This window comes from Brachybacterium sp. GCM10030268, assembly GCF_042666305.1.
GTDB lineage: Bacteria > Actinomycetota > Actinomycetes > Actinomycetales > Dermabacteraceae > Brachybacterium.
Genome location: NZ_JBHTCW010000002.1, coordinates 562,621 through 576,756, shown reverse-complemented (window position 1 = coordinate 576,756; position 14,136 = coordinate 562,621). Strand labels below are relative to the sequence as shown.

Annotated in this window: 13 protein-coding genes and 1 tRNA gene; 13 read left to right on the top strand and 1 reads right to left on the bottom strand. The window is 71.5% G+C overall.

The features are described 5' to 3' along the window. The first annotated feature begins 25 nt into the window (after nt 1–25). The 6 genes from ACFQRD_RS05610 (at nt 26) to proB (ending at nt 8,718) form a co-directional block, all read left to right on the top strand. On the top strand, nt 26–1,312 hold the full coding sequence (locus tag ACFQRD_RS05610) for an MFS transporter (RefSeq protein WP_377016520.1): 1,287 nt from the start codon (nt 26–28) through the stop codon (nt 1,310–1,312). A gap of 241 nt (nt 1,313–1,553) precedes the next feature. Then, complete coding sequence (locus ACFQRD_RS05605) at nt 1,554–4,892, top strand: Rne/Rng family ribonuclease (protein ID WP_377016522.1); 3,339 nt, start codon at nt 1,554–1,556, stop codon at nt 4,890–4,892. A gap of 285 nt (nt 4,893–5,177) precedes the next feature. Next, nucleotides 5,178–5,486: a 50S ribosomal protein L21 gene (gene rplU / locus ACFQRD_RS05600; RefSeq protein ID WP_377016524.1), complete on the top strand. Its 309-nt coding sequence runs from the start codon at nt 5,178–5,180 to the stop codon at nt 5,484–5,486. 37 nt (nt 5,487–5,523) lie between these two features. Continuing rightward, a complete protein-coding gene (gene rpmA, locus ACFQRD_RS05595; protein ID WP_377016526.1) occupies nt 5,524–5,778 on the top strand; it encodes a 50S ribosomal protein L27 in 255 nt (84 codons plus the stop codon). A gap of 202 nt (nt 5,779–5,980) precedes the next feature. Next, nucleotides 5,981–7,552: a GTPase ObgE gene (gene obgE / locus ACFQRD_RS05590; protein ID WP_377016528.1), complete on the top strand. Its 1,572-nt coding sequence runs from the start codon at nt 5,981–5,983 to the stop codon at nt 7,550–7,552. 2 nt (nt 7,553–7,554) lie between these two features. Beyond that, nucleotides 7,555–8,718 (top strand): glutamate 5-kinase, encoded by a 1,164-nt coding sequence (gene proB / locus ACFQRD_RS05585; protein ID WP_377016530.1) that lies wholly within the window; start codon nt 7,555–7,557, stop codon nt 8,716–8,718. A 48-nt stretch (nt 8,719–8,766) separates the two neighbouring features. Here the strand turns inward: proB and ACFQRD_RS05580 are convergent, their stop codons facing one another. Further along, nucleotides 8,767–9,546, bottom strand: coding sequence for a DedA family protein (locus ACFQRD_RS05580; protein ID WP_377016532.1), 780 nt, complete (start codon nt 9,544–9,546; stop codon nt 8,767–8,769). A 205-nt stretch (nt 9,547–9,751) separates the two neighbouring features. Between ACFQRD_RS05580 and ACFQRD_RS05575 the strand changes: the two genes are divergently transcribed. The 7 genes from ACFQRD_RS05575 to ACFQRD_RS05545 all read left to right on the top strand — a co-directional run bounded on the left by ACFQRD_RS05575 (nt 9,752) and on the right by ACFQRD_RS05545 (nt 14,010). Further along, nucleotides 9,752–11,047, top strand: coding sequence for a glutamate-5-semialdehyde dehydrogenase (locus ACFQRD_RS05575; RefSeq protein ID WP_377016534.1), 1,296 nt, complete (start codon nt 9,752–9,754; stop codon nt 11,045–11,047). Between the two features lie 88 nt (nt 11,048–11,135). Continuing rightward, entirely contained in the window at nt 11,136–11,315 is a 180-nt protein-coding gene (locus ACFQRD_RS05570; RefSeq protein WP_377016536.1) for a hypothetical protein, read from the top strand. Nucleotides 11,316–11,320: 5 nt separating this feature from the next. Then, nucleotides 11,321–11,929: a nicotinate-nucleotide adenylyltransferase gene (gene nadD, locus ACFQRD_RS05565; RefSeq protein WP_377016538.1), complete on the top strand. Its 609-nt coding sequence runs from the start codon at nt 11,321–11,323 to the stop codon at nt 11,927–11,929. Beyond that, a complete protein-coding gene (locus ACFQRD_RS05560; protein ID WP_377016540.1) occupies nt 11,922–12,860 on the top strand; it encodes a hypothetical protein in 939 nt (312 codons plus the stop codon). The genes nadD and ACFQRD_RS05560 overlap by 8 nt, the downstream gene beginning before the upstream one ends. Further along, nucleotides 12,857–13,234 carry a ribosome silencing factor gene (gene rsfS, locus ACFQRD_RS05555; RefSeq protein WP_377016542.1) on the top strand — a complete coding sequence of 126 codons (378 nt, stop codon included), beginning with the start codon at nt 12,857–12,859 and terminating at the stop codon, nt 13,232–13,234. The genes ACFQRD_RS05560 and rsfS overlap by 4 nt, the downstream gene beginning before the upstream one ends. Beyond that, nucleotides 13,231–13,884, top strand: coding sequence for a histidine phosphatase family protein (locus tag ACFQRD_RS05550; RefSeq protein WP_377016544.1), 654 nt, complete (start codon nt 13,231–13,233; stop codon nt 13,882–13,884). Before rsfS ends, ACFQRD_RS05550 begins: the two co-directional genes overlap by 4 nt. A gap of 53 nt (nt 13,885–13,937) precedes the next feature. Then, nucleotides 13,938–14,010 (top strand) — tRNA-Ala (locus ACFQRD_RS05545). Nucleotides 14,011–14,136 lie beyond the last annotated feature (126 nt).

Here is a 14,136-nt window from a genome sequence, read left to right as displayed (position 1 = left end):
CCCGTCGGAAAGAAGGAGAGCGCCGATGCGAGATCTGGTCCTCAGCGGGATGGCACTGATCGCGGCGACCTACGGCCTCGCCCGGTTCGGGTACGGGCTGTTCCTGCCACAGTTCACCGAGGAGTTCGCGATGGTCCCGGCCGTCTCGGGTGCGATCCAGGCCGGCAGCTTCCTGTCCTACTGCCTCGCAGCGGCGATCGCGGCGCGCGTCGACGCCGGCCCGCGAGCATTCGTGGCGCTGGCAGGAGGCACGGCCGCGGCGGGCTCGCTCGGCGTGGCGCTCGCGCCCCATGCCGCGGTCCTCGCCCCGGGCGTCGTCCTCGCCGGGGCCGGCGCCGGGTTCGCGACGCCTGGCCTGGTCACCCTCATCGAGCGCCACCTCGTCGGCGCCCGACGTGAGAGCGCGCAGACGGTCGTCAACTCCGGCACCGGCGCCGGCCTGGTCGCCGCGGCGGCGCTGAGCCTGCTCGCCATCGGGCACTGGCGGATCGCCTGGGCGGTGATCGCGGTGACAGCGGCAGTGGCCGCGCTGGCCACCTTGAGGGCCGATGCCGTCGCCGCCGGTGCCGGCTCGTCCGCCGGCGGCGGATCGCTCATCAGGTCCGGGCCGCCCGCCAGCTCCGGATCGCCTGTCAGCTCCGGACCGCCCGCCGGTCCAGGGGCTGCCTCGGGGCCTGGGCGGTCCGCGGGCGACGCCGCGCCGAGCAGTCGCGCAGGGCTCCGTGCCCTCATGGCGCCGCTGGTCATCCCCGTGGTGGCCGCTCTGCTGGCCGGCGCGTCGAGCGCCGCCATCTGGACCTTCGGGCGTTCGGTGATGGCCGATGCCCGCCCGGATCAGCCGCTCTACTCGCTGCTGGCCTGGATGGTGCTGGGTGTGCTCGGCATGGTCGGTGCGATCGCCGCCAAGCTCGTCCAGGCCTGGAGCCTGCGGACCGCCTGGACCCTCACCGCTGCTGCCATGGCCGGCGCCACCGTTCTGCTGGGCGTCGCTCCCGGAGCGTCGTGGGCCGCTCACCTGTCCATGTGCCTGTTCGGCGCGGGCTATACGGCGCTGAGCGGCGTCCTCATCGTCTGGGCCGGGAGGGCCCGTCCGGAATGCGCCGCGGAGGGAACGGTCGTGCTCTTCATCGCGCTCGCCCTGGGCCAGGCGGCAGGCTCCCTGCTGCTGGGGGCTCTGCTCGGAGTCACGTCGGAGATGACGACGTTCCTGGTCGCCGGAGGGCTCGGCCTGGCGGCCATCGTGCCCACGCTGCACCGCCGGATCCGGCATGACGACGGGGTGAGCACGAGCATGTCGGGATCGGTCGCGTGAAAGGCCTGTGCCATACTGACGCAGGCACTCTCCTGCTCCGCACCGGGTGGGGGAACCTCCCGGCGTCGTCACGTCGGAGCACCGGTTACGCGTTGTACCGCGACCGCCGTGCTCCCGCGATCGGCATCGCAGCGCTTCCATCGGGAAGCTGCGCGACGGCGAGGGCTAGAGACTTCCGTCCTCAGGGACGATGACCACGGGGAGCCAGGGTGCGCTGGTTCCTTCAGAAGGAGACGGCCGTATGGCTGACAGCACCCATAATCCAGAATCCGACTCGTCGGAGGAGACGACCACGCCTCCCACGTCGCGGCGTCGCCGCCGGGCCGGAGCCCCCGCGGGTGCTCCCGAGCCCGTCTCGGGACCGGAGGTCTCCGAGGAGACGGGGCCTGCCGCGCCGCGCACGGTCGTCGCACAGCAGAGCGAGTCCCCGATCGAGACCGCCCCGGCCCCCACGAAGCGCCCCCGCCGCCGAGCGGGCGCCCCTGCCGGCGCCCCCGTGATCCCGCCCGCCCCGGAGCCCGTCGTCGAGGAGCTGGTGGGGGAGGAGCCCCTCGTCGAGCCCGAGACCGAGGACATCGTCACGGAGGACGTCGAGACCGAGGACGTGACGGGCTCGAACAGCACGGCCGAGCCTGGCTCGACCGCAGCACCGGCCGCTGCCGGCTCCAGCGACGCGGGGTCCCACGACAGGGACGGCGGGTCCGGCGACGAGGACGACAACCCTGTCGTCGATGACCTGCGAGCCCTCGCCGACGCTCGCGGCGGCTCCGGCGACGAGACCGAGGACGCCGGCGACGACCGGTCCCGCCGGCGCGAACAGGTCCAGATGGACTTCGCCTCGCTCCTGTTCCAGGCGCCGACGCCGCCGCGCACGACGGTCGGCCCGCACGACGCCCCCGTCGGCGGTGCGGACGTCTCCTTCGACGCCGGAGCGGACGAGGACGAGAGCGACGAGACGGAGGGGACGGACGAGACCCGCCGCCGCGACGAACGGCCCGCGACCTCCGACGACGAGCAGGGCGGGCGCTCGCGCTCGCGCCGCGGCCGGTCGCGCCGCTCCTCCCGCCGCGACAGCGGATCCGACGACTCCGCCGCCGCCGAGGACAGCACCGAGGACACGGCCTCCGAGGACGACTCCGATGAGGACTCCGAGCGCAGCACCGGCGGCTCGAACGGCTCCCGTCGCCGTCGCCGCCGCGGCGGTCGTGGCCGGCGGGGCCGTGGCCGCGGGGACGAGGAGAACGGCTCGGACGAGCAGGACGACCGGGACGACCAGGACGACGACTCCTCGCAGAACGAGCGCGGCGAGCCGTCCGAGGGCAAGGACGCCAAGAGCGACGAGAGCGCCGAGGGCGGTTCCTCGGGATCCTCCAGCTCGCGCCGCCGGCGTCGTCGTCGCCGCTCGGGAAGCAACGGGGACGAGTCCACGTCGACCGATGATCCGCCCAACACGGTCGTCAAGGTCCGCGAGGCCCGCGACGAGGTCAAGGCCGTCAAGGGCTCGACCCGGCTCGAGGCCAAGCGCCAGCGGCGCCGCGAGGGCCGCGACAACGGCCGCAAGCGCAACGTCATCACCGAAGCCGAGTTCCTCGCACGCCGTGAGTCCGTCAAGCGGTCCATGGTCGTGCGCGAGCGCGGCGGACGCACGCAGATCGCCGTCCTCGAGGATGACGTCCTCGTCGAGCACTACGTCGCCCAGAAGGCACAGACCTCGATGGTCGGCAACGTGTACCTGGGCAAGGTCCAGAACGTGCTGCCCTCGATGGAGGCCGCCTTCGTCGACATCGGCAAGGGCCGCAACGCCGTGCTGTACGCCGGCGAGGTCAACTGGGACGCCGTCGGCCTCGAGGGCCAACCGCGCCGGATCGAGCTCGCCCTCAAGAGCGGCGACCCCGTGCTGGTCCAGGTCACCAAAGACCCCATCGGGCACAAGGGTGCTCGCCTGACCAGCCAGATCTCGCTGCCCGGCCGCTACCTCGTGTTCGTGCCCGGCGGGTCGATGACCGGCATCTCCCGCAAGCTGCCCGACACCGAGCGCTCGCGACTGAAGAAGCTCATGCGCCAGCTCATCCCCGAGGACGCGGGCGTCATCGTGCGCACCGCCGCCGAGGGCGCGAGCGAGGAGGAGCTGACCAACGACGTCGCGCGGCTGCGTGCCCAGTGGGAGAAGATCCAGAAGGCGCAGAATTCGAAGTCCGCGCCGGTGGCCCTCTCGCAGGAGCCCGATATCGCCATCAAGGTGGTCCGCGACGTCTTCAACGAGGACTTCACCTCGCTGATCGTCGAGGGCGGCAAGGTCTACGACGAGGTCCACCAGTACGTCTCGGACGTCGCTCCGGATCTGCTCGAGCGCCTGACCAAGCACGTCGGCGACAAGGACGTCTTCGCCAAGCACCGGATCGACGAGCAGCTGCTGAAGGCCATGGACCGCAAGGTCTACCTGCCCTCCGGCGGCTCGCTGGTCATCGACCGCACCGAGGCGATGACGGTGGTCGACGTGAACACCGGCAAGTTCACCGGTTCCGGCGGCACCCTCGAGGAGACCGTCACCAAGAACAACCTGGAGGCGGCCGAGGAGATCGTGCGCCAGCTGCGGCTGCGCGACATCGGCGGCATCATCGTCATCGACTTCATCGACATGGTGCTCGAGTCCAACCGCGACCTGGTGCTGCGCCGCCTCGTGGAATGCCTCGGCCGGGACCGGACCAAGCACCAGGTCGCCGAGGTCACCTCGCTGGGCCTGGTCCAGATGACGCGCAAGCGGGTGGGCCAGGGACTGGTCGAGACCTTCTCCGCGACCTGCGAGCACTGCAACGGCCGCGGCATCGTCGTCGACCTCGACGGTCAGCCTCACCAGCACGCCGGCAACGGCAACGGGAACGGCGGCAACGGGAACGGCAAGAACGGCAACGGCGGCTCCGGCGGGGACGAGTCCTCGAAGTCCGCCAAGCGCCGCAGCCGTCGCTCGCGAGGCGGCGGCAAGGACGACTCCGCCGCCGAGGAGGCGCCCGCGGAGGAGCCGCAGCCCGACGTCCACCGGCTCGAGGACGACGCGGACAGCCGCGCCCTCGCCCGCGCCACGATCGCCTCGATCGCCGCGGCCTCCGGTGCCCACTCGCACCCGGAGGTCACCGTCGACGGTCAGGTCATCGCGGTGGACGACACCCGGGATCCGCAGGCCGCGGAACCGGCGACCCTCCCGGAGCTGCGGCACGCGGACGCCCAGGCGGACCCATCGGCCGGCGACGCCGCGGCACAGCCGTCGGCCGGCGAGCCGGCGGACCCGTCGGCCGAGGAATCGACGGAGCAGCCTGCAGAGCAGACACCTGAGCGGTCGGCGGAGCCTGAGGCTCATGAGCCGGCCGCACACGACGCGGGCCCGGCGGCCGAACAGCCGGCGGGCGAGCAGTCCGCTGACGAGCAGCCGGCGGGCGAGCAGTCCGCTGACGAGCAGCCGGTGGCCGAGCAGCCCGCTGACGAGCAGCCGGTGGCCGAGCAGCCCGCGGTCGATCAGCAGTCGGAAGCTGCAGCCGGGGAGACCGGCGACGCGTGGGAGCAGGACGCCCCGCCGCAGTCCTGAACCGGAGAGGGCGGGCGCGACCGGCGTGACGAGTTGCACACGGTGTGACGGCGTTCTCGCAGGTCGGACCGCCTCCGATGGTTGACCCGGGGTTCCGGGGATCGTAAGCTGTTCTTCGGCGCAAAACGCGTCCAGTCGTTTTCCCGGTGGACACCGCGCGACCGCATCTCCCGCCTGCACCTCTCCCCAGGGCGTGCAGGGCCGGTTGACGGTCGCAGGTCCGCGGCCCCGCCGAGCAGGAGCACGACCCGTAGACATATCCGAATCACAAGATGGAGCAGTGACGTGGTGTACGCAATCGTCCGCGCAGGCGGTCGTCAGGAGAAGGTGTCGGTCGGTGACACCATCGTGATCAACCGCGTGGCAGGCGAGGCGGGCGACAACGTCGATCTCGCCCCCGTGCTGCTGGTCGACGGTGACAAGGTGACCTCCGCCCAGGCCGAGCTGGCCGACGTGAAGGTCTCCGCCGAGAAGGTCGAGGACCTCCGTGGTCCGAAGATCCGCATCCTCCGCTACAAGAACAAGACCGGGTACAAGAAGCGCCAGGGCCACCGCCAGGAGCTGACCCGGCTGAAGATCACGGGCATCGCCTGAGCGATCCCTTCGAACACGGAAGAAGGATTGATTCCAGATGGCATCAAAGAAGGGCGTCAGCTCCTCCAAGAACGGGCGCGACTCCAACGCCCAGCGCCTCGGCGTCAAGCGCTTCGGCGGCCAGGTCGTCGGCGCGGGTGAGATCCTCGTGCGTCAGCGCGGCACCCGCATCCACCCCGGTGACGGCGTGGGCCGCGGCAACGACGACACGCTGTTCGCGCTGAACGCGGGCACCGTCGAGTTCGGCCGCAAGCGTGATCGCCGCGTGGTCAACGTCGTCGAGACGGTCTGATCTGCCGCCCCGGAATCCGGGGCACACAACTGCCTTCGAGGGGCGGAGCCGACTGCTCCGCCCCTCGACGCGTATCTGCACCCAGCTGCTCGGGACGCTCCCGCCACCGACCGCTCGGGGCTCGTCGGCACCGACCCGCCGACGCGCCCCAGCGACCTGCTCACTCCACCCCCTCCATCCGCTCCACCATCGGAGGTCACCCATGGCCACGTTCGTCGACCGCGTCAGGCTGCAGGTCGCCGGAGGGTCAGGCGGCCACGGCGCCGCCTCCATCCGCCGCGAGAAGTTCAAGCCGCTGGCCGGGCCCGACGGCGCCAACGGCGGCCGCGGCGGTGACGTGATCCTCGAGGTCGACGCCTCGACGACCACGTTGCTCGCCTACCACCACAAGCCCCACCAGAGCGCCACCAACGGTGGCTTCGGCAAGGGCGACCTGCGCCATGGCGCGCGCGGTGAGGACCTCGTCCTGCCTGTGCCCGACGGCACGGTCGTCGCCACCGAGGACGGCACCGTTCTGGCCGACATGATCGGCATCGGCACCCGATTCGTCGCCGCCCGCGGCGGCTCCGGCGGACTCGGCAACGCGGCCCTGGCCACGACCAAGCGCAAGGCCCCGGGCTTCGCGCTGCTCGGCGAGCCCGGCCAGGAGCGCAGCCTCATCTTGGAGCTGAAGTCCGTGGCCGACGTGGCCCTGGTCGGCTTCCCCAGCGCCGGGAAGTCCTCGCTGATCGCGTCGATGAGCGCTGCGCGGCCCAAGATCGCCGACTACCCGTTCACCACCCTGGTGCCCAATCTCGGGGTCGTCGAGGCCGGCCAGTTCCGCTACACGATCGCCGACGTGCCGGGTCTGATCCCCGGCGCCAGCCAGGGCAAGGGCCTGGGCCTGGACTTCCTGCGCCACATCGAGCGCTGCCACGTGATCGTCCACGTCCTCGACGCCGCGGCCCTCGAATCGGAGCGCGACCCCGTCACTGATCTCGAGACGATCGAGAACGAGCTGGCCACCTATGCCAGCAGTCTGGATGAGCAGGCGGAGACCCGTGTGCCGCTGATGGAGCGGCCCACCGTGATCGTGCTGAACAAGACTGATCTGCCCGACGGGGCCGATATGGCGGACATGGTCCGGGAACGCCTCGGAGAGCGGGACGTGCCGATCCTCGACGTCTCCGCCCTGAACCGCAAGGGCCTGCGCGAGCTGTCCTTCGTCCTCGGCGAGCTGGTCGAGCAGGCACGCGCCGCGCTGCCCGCCCCGGAGGCCGCTCCCATCGTGATCACTCCCAGGGCAGTGGACGCGGAGGAGTTCCGCGTGGTCACCGAGCAGTACGACGGCGGCACCGCCTACCGCGTCGTCGGCGACAAGCCCGAGCGGTGGGTGCGCCAGACCGACTTCACCAATGACGAGGCCGTCGGATACCTCGCCGATCGCCTCGCCCGTCTGGGCGTGGAGGACAAGCTGTTCTCCGCCGGCGCCGTCGCCGGGTCCACCGTGCTGATCGGACCCGGGGACGACGCCGTCGTCTTCGACTGGGAGCCGACCATGGTCGGGGGCGCCGAGCTGCTCGGCGTGCGCGGGTCCGATCGGCGGCTCGAGGACCATCACCGCCCCACCCGTGACGAGAAGCGCGAGGAGCAGCGCGCCCGCACCCAGGCCCGCATGAACCGCATCGCCGCGATGGACGAGGAGCGCCGTGCCGGGCACTGGGCCGAGCCGTCCGCCGCGTCCGAGCCACCAGCGCCATCAGCGCCTGAGGAGTCCGACGAGCAGGAGCGCTGAGGATGGCGGGGACGGCGAACGGCACCGGTGCGCGCCTGCGCCAGCCGGCCCGGCTCACCGAGCGCGGGATGCTGGGCGAGGCCGCACGCATCGTGGTCAAGATCGGTTCTTCGAGCCTGACCGATGACCGTGGTCGGCTCGATCAGGACCGGGTCGATGCGATCGCGACCACCGCCGCGGCGCTGGCCGAGCGAGGCACCGAGGTCGTCATCGTCTCCTCGGGCGCGATCGCGGCGGCTCTGGGTCCGCTGGGCCTGCCCGAGCGGCCCGGCTCCGTCGAGCTCCAGCAGGCCGCGGCGAGCGTGGGCCAGGCACTGCTGGCCACCTCGTGGTCGAGCGCCTTCGGCGGGCACGGACGGATCACCGGACAGGTGCTGCTGACCGAATCCGACGTGATCCGCCCGCAGACCTACCGCAACGTGCGCAGCGCGCTGGAGTCCCTGCTCGAGCTGAATGTGGTCCCGGTGGTCAACGAGAACGACACCACCGCCACCCACGAGATCCGCTTCGGTGACAACGACCGGCTCGCCGCCCTCGTGGCGCAGCTGCTCGGGGCCGACGCGCTGTTCCTGCTGACCGATGTCGACGCGCTGTACACCGCGCCGCCGCGCGAGCCCGGCGCCCAGCGCATCGCCGTGGTCGAGGACGCCGCCCGGCTGAGCGATGTGAGCATCGGCAGCGTCGGCTCGAAGATCGGCACCGGCGGCATGGTCACCAAGCTCTCCGCCGCTCAGCTCGCCTCCACGACCGGCACTGCTGCCGTGCTGACCTCGGCGCCGCGGTTCGCTGCGGCCGCTGCCGGGGAAGATGTCGGTACCTTCTTCCCCGGTCACCACGGCCGGCGCCGGTCGCGGCTGGTGTGGCTGCGCTTCGCGACCCGGGGCGCAGGCACCCTCACGCTCGACGAAGGAGCCGCGCAGGCCGTGCGGACCCGGCGGCGATCCTTGCTCGCCGTGGGCGTCACGGGCGTGGAGGGAACCTTCCCCTCGGGCGTACCGGTGGACATCGCCGGGCCCGACGGGGAGATCTTCGCCCGCGGGCTGACGTCCTTCAGCAGCGACGAGCTGCGCGCCATGAGCGGGCGTGGCTCCGGGGAGCTGCACGAAGAGCTGGGGGAGCGGTATCGCCGCCCCGCTGTCCACCGCGACCAGCTGGTGGTGCTCTGAGACCGCTCAGCCCGGGGCCCGTGCCGCCGGCCGGCGACATGGACGGTCTCAGTCGCCGGCGTAGATCCGCTCCTGCTCGGCGGTGTCATCGGGCTCGCGCGGCTCGGTGCCCTGCGCTCGACGCCCGGCGACCTCGTCGTGCTCGGACTGCGTGCGCGCAGCCGGCGTGGGTGCACCGTCCGCGGACGCAGCGGCCCCCGGCGCAGCCGCTGCGGCCGTGCCGGAGGCACGGCCCTGTCGTCGTTCCCGGGCGATCCGCACGCGCTCGATGATCAGACCTACCACGAGGGCCAGCCCCACGCCGATGGCGACACCCAGCAGCGGCTGCTCGCGGAAGGCGAAGCCTCCCAGCATGCCGATCGCGACGTTGTACGTGGCCCACGCTGTTCCGGCGAGGAGCGAGTAACCGATGAACCGCGGGCGCGGATAGCCGATCATGCCCGAGGCGATGGAGGTGGCGGTGCGTCCGCCGGGAATGAAGCGCGCGGCGATGATGATCATGCCGCCGCGAGTCATCAGTCCGTTCTCGGCCCAGCCGAACAGCTTCTCGCCCACCCGATTGCGCCGCAGACGGCGGGTGAGGGGACCGGCGCCGCGTCCGACATGGTGGGAGGTGATGTCCCCGGCGACCGCTCCGGCGATGGCCACCAGCAGCAGCCACTGGGCCTCGGGAGAGGACTGGACCACGGCGTAGGCACCGGCGGTGATGACGACGGTCTCCCCGGGAACCACCGGGAGCACCGAATCGATCGCGACGACGAGGAACACCACGAGGTAGAGCCAGGGTGAGGCCATGACCGTCTCGACCAACTGCATCACGGAATCCATCGGCGGTCGCGTCTCCTCGGGGGCCGGGTCGTTCGGGGGTGAAGAAGCACAGTCTTCCGGCACCGGTCTCGTGATGCTATGGGGATAACCGCAAGGTTCCCTGGGCGGAACCGCCGAAGCCCGGGACCGCGCCGGGGCGCACGGCCGCTGTCCCGACGCCTGGGCTCGAGCGGAATCGGGCGGCATCGGCGGCTAAGCTCGTTCCATGACTGCTGCACCCGAGGTCACCGACGTCGAGCAGGCGGTGCGCGAGGCCGCCCGAGCCGCCAAGGACGCCCAGCCCGCCCTGGCCCGCCTGCACCGCGAGACCAAGGACGCCGTGCTGTACGCAATGGCAGACGCCCTCGTCGCTCGCGCCGATGAGATCGTCTCGGCCAATGCCCGCGACCTCGAGGCGGCCGATGCCGCCGGCATGGCACCGGGGCTGCGCGACCGGCTGGCCCTGGACCCTCAGCGCGTCGAGAAGATCGCCCACCAGCTTCGCGACGCGGCGGCGCTGCCGGACCCCGTCGGCGAGGTCATCCGCGGTTCCGTGCTGCCCAACGGCCTCGAGCTGCGTGAGCTCCGCGTGCCCCTCGGCGTGATCGGCATGGTCTACGAGGCCCGGCCCAACGTCACGGTCGATGCCGCCGGCCTCGCCCTGAAGTCGGGCAACGCGGTCGTCCTGCGTGGAGGCTCCGCGGCCCTGCACTCCAACACCGCTCTCATCGCCGTGCTCCGCTCCGTGCTGGCCGAGCACGATCTGCCCGAGGATCTCGTGGTGGGCATCGACGAGCACGGACGCGACGGTGCCGACGTCCTGATGCGCGCCCGCGGCCTGATCGACGTGCTGATCCCGCGCGGCGGCGCCGGGCTGATCCGGCGCGTCGTCGAGAACTCGCTGGTCCCGGTCATCGAGACCGGCACCGGCAACACCCACATCCTCATCGACGCCAGCGCGGACCTCGATCAGGCCGCCGCAATCGTCACCAACGCCAAGACCCAGCGCATCGGGGTGTGCAATGCGCTGGAGACCCTGCTGGTCCACCGCGACATCGCCGGCGCCGCCCTTCCCCGCCTGGCCGGGCCGCTCGCCGAGGCAGGGGTGCGCCTGCACGCCCACGAGACGGCCGCCGGCATCCTCGCCGAAGCGGACACGGACATCGAGGTCCTCCCGGCGACCGCGGAGGACTGGGACACCGAGTACCTCGCCCTGGACCTGGCGGTGAAGGTGGTCGAGGATCTCGACGAGGCGCTCACGCACATCCGTGAGCATTCCACCGGCCACACCGAATCGATCCTGACCCGGGACCTGCTCAGCCAGCAGCGGTTCCTGGCCGAGGTCGATTCCGCCGTGGTGATGGCCAACGCCTCCACCCGGTTCTCCGACGGCGGCGAATTCGGATTCGGTGCGGAGATCGGCATCTCCACCCAGAAGCTCCACGCGCGCGGCCCGATGGGCCTGAGGGAGATGACCACCGGCAAGTGGCTCGTGATCGGGCAGGGGCACGTGCGCCCGTGACGCCACTCCCATCACGCGCGTCGAGGCCTGAGCGTGCGCGCCCCTGTGGGATGATGGGCCGGTCACCCGTGGAAAGGCCCTGAAGAACATGATCGACCAGCTCATGATCCTCGCCGAGTCCGGCGAACACGCGACCGGCGGGGTGCCGGCTCCCATGGTGGGCATCGGCGTCTTCGTCATCATGATGATCCTGCTCGGAGTCACCTACCTCACCGGAGGGGCGAACCAGCGAAAGCGGCGCAAGTCCGACAAGCCCGGCGACCACTGATCGGGATGGAGCAGCAGCGACGACGGATCGGCGTGATGGGTGGGACGTTCGATCCCATCCACCACGGCCACCTCGTCGCCGCCAGCGAGGTCCAGAGCGTCTTCGGGCTGGACGAGGTCGTCTTCGTCCCGACCGGCCGGCCCTGGCAGAAGGGCGACCGCAGCATCTCGGACCCGGAGCACCGGTACCTGATGACCGTGGTCGCCACCGCCGCGAACCCGGTGTTCACCGTCTCCCGAGTCGACATCGACCGCCCGGGGGCCACATACACCATCGATACCCTGCGCGACCTGCGGACGATCCACCCCGACGCGGATCTGTTCTTCATCACCGGCGCCGACGCCCTGCAGTCCATCCTGACGTGGAAGGACTCGGAGGAGATCTTCTCCCTCGCCCACTTCGTCGGCGTCACCCGGCCGGGTCATGAGCTGGACACCTCCGGTCTCCCGGCCGATGGAGTCTCCCTGATCGAGGTGCCGGCGATGTCGATAAGCTCCACGGACTGTCGCACCCGAGTCGCCGCCGGCGGTCCCGTCTGGTACCTCGTGCCCGACGGGGTCGTCCAATACATCAACAAGTACGCCCTCTACACAGGAGGTGACGGCGATGACTGAGTCCGATACGAGCCCGCGTCGCGGGCGCCGCGCTCGCGCGCTGAGCCCCGAGGAGAGCGCCGCTCTGGAGACTCGCACCGCAGCTGCCATCACCGGCGAGCAGCCACCGGTCCCCAGCGTGCGCGGCCCCGTCGCGCCGCCGTCGGCCGACGCCCCCGTTCCGACGCTGCGCAAGTTCGGCCGACGGGCGCGGATCATCGAGCTCAGCGACGCCCCCGAAGCAGAGGTCGCGGGGACCGTCGAGTCCTCGGAGCCCGCCGAGGCCCCCGATTTCTCTGCTGCCGACGTCACGACCTCGTCGCCGGCGTCCGGTGCGGAGGGTGCCGAGGCTGCCACGGAGGGTCAGGACGTTTCTGCCTCCGAGGACACCGCAGGCACGTCGGCGTCCGAGCAGGCGCCCGGGGCCGAGGCGACGTCCGGGGTCGCCCGCGGGGGTGAACCCGGGGACGAGCCGAGCACGGGGGGCGACCCGGACGCCGTGGACGCCGCGGGCGCGGCGATGTCCCGGCAGACCGGACAGTCCACGGACACTCCGGACGCGAGCCACCAGGCCGGCCAGGGCCGGCAGTCCGCCGCGTCCGCGCCGCTGCCCGGCGCCGCAGCGCAGGTCGCCCGACGGTCCCAGCCGGCGCGCCGCACGGCCGTGATCGACCGCGACCGTGACGGTGTGGAGCTGGGGGAGCTGTCGATCACCGACGCCCCTGATCCCCGACCCGCCCCGCGCTTCGACGGCAAGGTGCTGCACCGCCCCGAGCGCTCCGGGGGCCGCCCGCTGCTGTGGCTGGTGTGGGCCCTGATCGCGCTCGCACTGATCGTGCTGGTCGCACTGCTGCTGAGCGGAGTGATCGGCCCCGGTGAGGCGTCCGCCCTGGACCTCACCGTGCACGACCTGTTCAACGACCATCCCCATGTGGAGGAATCGACCGCGTGAGCGCCCCCGAAGAATCCCTCGACCTCGCCCGGGTGGCCGGCCAGGCCGCCTCCGACAAGCTCGCCGAAGAGGTGATCGGCCTCGACGTCTCCGAGCAGGTCGTGATCACCGACCTGTTCCTCGTGTGCAGCGGCGACTCGGAGCGCCAGGTCTCCGCCATCGTCGACGGCGTGGAGGAGGCCCTGCTCAAGGAGCGGCGCCGCAAGCCCCTGCGCCGGGAGGGCCAGCGCGACGCCCGCTGGGTGCTCCTGGACTACGGGGACATCGTCGTGCATGTCCAGCACGCCGAGGACCGGGCGTTCTACGCGCTCGAGCGCCTGTGGCGCGACGCCCCGCTGGTGGATCTGCAGATCGACGAGGGCCGCCCGGCGTGAGCTCCTCGCTGTCCATGGGTGGTCTCGCGAGCACCCGCCTCGTCCTCGTGCGCCACGGCCAGACCGACTACAACCGCGATGGTCGCCTCCAGGGACAGGTCGACATCCCGCTGAACGCCGCCGGAGCCAAGCAGGCCGCGCTGCTGGCGGCCGCGGTCGCGGAGAACCCGCCGGATCTCATCGTCTCCTCCCCGCTGCAGCGCGCGCACGAGACGGCGCGCGCGATCGGCCAGGCGTGCGGTCTCGAGGTCTCCACGGACGAGGCCTTCCTCGAGCGTGGCTTCGGGCAGTGGGAAGGCCTGACCGGTGACGAGATCCGTCGGCGCTGGCCCACGGAGCACGCCGCCTGGCGGGACCACCGTGAGGTGACGGGGCTGGACGTCGAGGACCGGCCCGCCGTCGGCTCCCGCGTGGCGGCGGCCTGCCGGCAGCTGGTCGCCGATAACCGCGGAGGCACCGTCATGGTCGTCACCCACGGCGCGGCGATCACGCTCGCGATCACCGCTCTGCTGGGACTGGACGCGAACGAGTTCCGTGGTCTGGCGGGGCTGGAGAACTGCCATCGCTCGGTGCTGGAACCGCTGCGATCGGACCCGGAAGGGCGGCTCATGAGGTTGCTGTCACACAACGTCGGTCCCGATTTCATCTGAGGTCAGCAGCGATGTACCATCGATGAGTCGCCTTCCGGGGCGGCACCCGATACGGGGCTATGGCGCAGTTGGTAGCGCGCTTCCATGGCATGGAAGAGGTCAGGGGTTCGAATCCCCTTAGCTCCACTCGAGAAACCGTGAGACAGTGACTCGTCAGAAGGGCCCCACCTGATGGTGGGGCCCTTCTGCTGTGTGTCGCGCGTATCTCCCGAGCTGCAGCTCGAGCTCCTCCCAGCGACGGCATCGGCCATA

What these genes read in the sequence shown, in the direction of transcription:
- ACFQRD_RS05610 (WP_377016520.1), top strand. Translation starts at nt 26, where the DNA reads ATGCGAGATCTGGTCCTCAGCGGGATGGCACTGATCGCGGCGACCTAC.
- ACFQRD_RS05605 (WP_377016522.1), top strand. Translation starts at nt 1,554, where the DNA reads ATGGCTGACAGCACCCATAATCCAGAATCCGACTCGTCGGAGGAGACG.
- rpmA (WP_377016526.1), top strand. Translation starts at nt 5,524, where the DNA reads ATGGCATCAAAGAAGGGCGTCAGCTCCTCCAAGAACGGGCGCGACTCC.
- obgE (WP_377016528.1), top strand. Translation starts at nt 5,981, where the DNA reads ATGGCCACGTTCGTCGACCGCGTCAGGCTGCAGGTCGCCGGAGGGTCA.
- proB (WP_377016530.1), top strand. Translation starts at nt 7,555, where the DNA reads ATGGCGGGGACGGCGAACGGCACCGGTGCGCGCCTGCGCCAGCCGGCC.
- ACFQRD_RS05580 (WP_377016532.1), bottom strand. Translation starts at nt 9,546, where the DNA reads ATGGATTCCGTGATGCAGTTGGTCGAGACGGTCATGGCCTCACCCTGG.
- ACFQRD_RS05575 (WP_377016534.1), top strand. Translation starts at nt 9,752, where the DNA reads ATGACTGCTGCACCCGAGGTCACCGACGTCGAGCAGGCGGTGCGCGAG.
- ACFQRD_RS05570 (WP_377016536.1), top strand. Translation starts at nt 11,136, where the DNA reads ATGATCGACCAGCTCATGATCCTCGCCGAGTCCGGCGAACACGCGACC.
- nadD (WP_377016538.1), top strand. Translation starts at nt 11,321, where the DNA reads ATGGAGCAGCAGCGACGACGGATCGGCGTGATGGGTGGGACGTTCGAT.
- ACFQRD_RS05560 (WP_377016540.1), top strand. Translation starts at nt 11,922, where the DNA reads ATGACTGAGTCCGATACGAGCCCGCGTCGCGGGCGCCGCGCTCGCGCG.